The organism is Ornithinibacter sp. (assembly GCF_035443565.1).
Taxonomy (GTDB): domain Bacteria; phylum Actinomycetota; class Actinomycetes; order Actinomycetales; family Dermatophilaceae; genus Fodinibacter.
In genome coordinates this window covers 1-1,860 of record NZ_DAORSO010000295.1, presented here as the reverse complement: position 1 = coordinate 1,860, position 1,860 = coordinate 1, and the positions used below count along the sequence as shown (strand labels likewise).

The window sequence follows — 1,860 nt, the reverse complement described above, 5'->3', positions numbered from 1 at the left end:
TGGTTCTGCGGCTCGGGCAGGGCGACCATGGCGCGGCTGATGTCGGCGTACTGCTCGGCCCCCTCGCTCGTGAGGGTCAAGGCGATCTCGACCTCGTTGGTGACGACGCCCTGCTGGTTGGTGCGGTACCCCGAGGTGGCGTCGCTGATCTTGTCACCGGCGACGGCGACCGGGCCGAGGATGTACTTCACGCTGCCGTCGTCCTGGCACGTGACGAGCGGCTTGGCCGGGTCGTCGACGAGGTTGTCCAGGGCCTCGAGGTCAGCACAGTTGAGCAGCTCGAACTGGGCGCTCACCTCGGGGGTGATCCACGCGAGGTCGGTCGGGCTGGTCGGGGTCGCGGTGGATGCCGTCGGGCTGGGCGTCGGCGACGGGCTGGCCGACGCGCTCGGGGACGGGGTCGGCGCCATGAGCGCCTCGGGGACCGAGCTGTTGTTCGTCGGTGAGGCGCTGCTCGCCACGGTCGGGGTCGGCGACGGGCTCGCGGCCGGCGCCCCGGACGGTGCGGGCGACGCCGTGCCGCTCGGTGAGGCGCTGGGATCGGGGGATGCCGTGCCGCTCGGGGACGCCGTCGGCTGCGGCTGCGGGCTGCCCGCGGCGATCGCGAGGACGGGACGGAACTGCAGCTGGGAGGACTTGCTGATCGCGTCGCGCACCTCCTGCGTCGGGATCTCGGGGATGCTCACGACGATGTTGCGGTCACCCTGGGTCGTCACCTCGGCGCCGGAGACACCACCGGCGTCGACGCGCTGGACGATGATGTTGCGTGCCTGGTTGAGCTGCTCGGCCGTGACGGTCTGGCCCTCGACGGTCTTGGGCTCGAGGATGATCTGCGTCCCGCCCTTGAGGTCCAGCCCGAGCTTCGGGGTGGCCTGGGCGTCCGACCAGTGCATGGCACCGGCGAGCAGCCCCATGAGGGCGAGCGACAGGATGGTGAGGGCGAGCAGGGCTCGGCGCGCGGCGGAGCGCTGGGTCTTCAACGACATGATCAGGCGACCTCGGAGGCGTGCGAACCGATGGCGCGGCGGTCATAGCGCACCGTGACACCGTTGCCGGTGTCCAGCGTGACGACGCGCTCGTCGAGCGCCACGACCGTCCCGTAGAGGCCGGAGGTCGTGACGACCTCGTCGCCGATGACCAGCGCGGCCTGGAGGGCCTGGATCTGCTGGGCCCGCTTGCGCTGGGTGTACATCATGAACACCAGCAGCAGGAACGGGAGCAGCAGGATGACGACGTAGCCGAAGCCGGAGTCCATGGGTGAGATCGGTCCTTAGTGGTCAGGGTGCCCGCTCGTGGCAGGCAGGGGTGCGGCGGGGGCGCACCCGGGCCAACGCCCGAGTCTAGGTGACGGGTTCCACCCGCTCCAACGTCAGCACCCTCCCGGCGTGGCTCGTGCGGTGGGCGGCACGTCGGCGCGTGCTCAGCCGCCGAACCGGCCTGCGGCCGTGTCGTCGGGGTCACCGTCGACCGGTAGCAGGTCCTGGAGCGGTGCGCTTCGTGGCGGGGTGATGCCCAGGTGGGTCCACGCCCGCGGCGAGGCAGCCCGCCCGCGCGGGGTGCGCACGATGTAGCCCTCGCGCACGAGGTAGGGCTCGGCGACCGTCTCGACGGTGTCGGCCTCCTCCCCCACGGCGACGGCCAGGGTCGACAATCCGACCGGCCCGCCGCCGAACCGGCGGCACAGCGCCTCGAGCACGGCCCTGTCCAGCCGGTCGAGGCCGACGGCGTCGACGTCGAAGAGCGCCAGGGCGACCTGCGCGGCCGCGAGGTCGACGTGGCCCTCGCCGTGCACCTGGGCCCAGTCGCGCACCCGGCGCAGCAGGCGGTTGGCGATTCGGGGGGTCCCCCGAGAGCGACCGG

Annotated in this window: 2 protein-coding genes and 1 pseudogene; all 3 read right to left on the bottom strand. The window is 72.4% G+C overall.

Annotation, left to right across the window (positions count from 1 at the left end):
- A pseudogene (locus tag PLL68_RS14600) lies at positions 1–986 on the bottom strand (protein translocase subunit SecD); the annotation flags it as partial.
- Positions 987–988: 2 nt separating this feature from the next.
- Positions 989–1,255, bottom strand: a complete 267-nt coding sequence (gene yajC / locus PLL68_RS14595) for a preprotein translocase subunit YajC (RefSeq protein ID WP_324535320.1) — start codon at positions 1,253–1,255, stop codon at positions 989–991.
- Positions 1,256–1,420: 165 nt separating this feature from the next.
- Positions 1,421–1,860 (bottom strand): Holliday junction DNA helicase RuvB C-terminal domain-containing protein (locus PLL68_RS14590; RefSeq protein ID WP_324535318.1); only part of this gene is annotated, 440 nt, incomplete at its 5' end.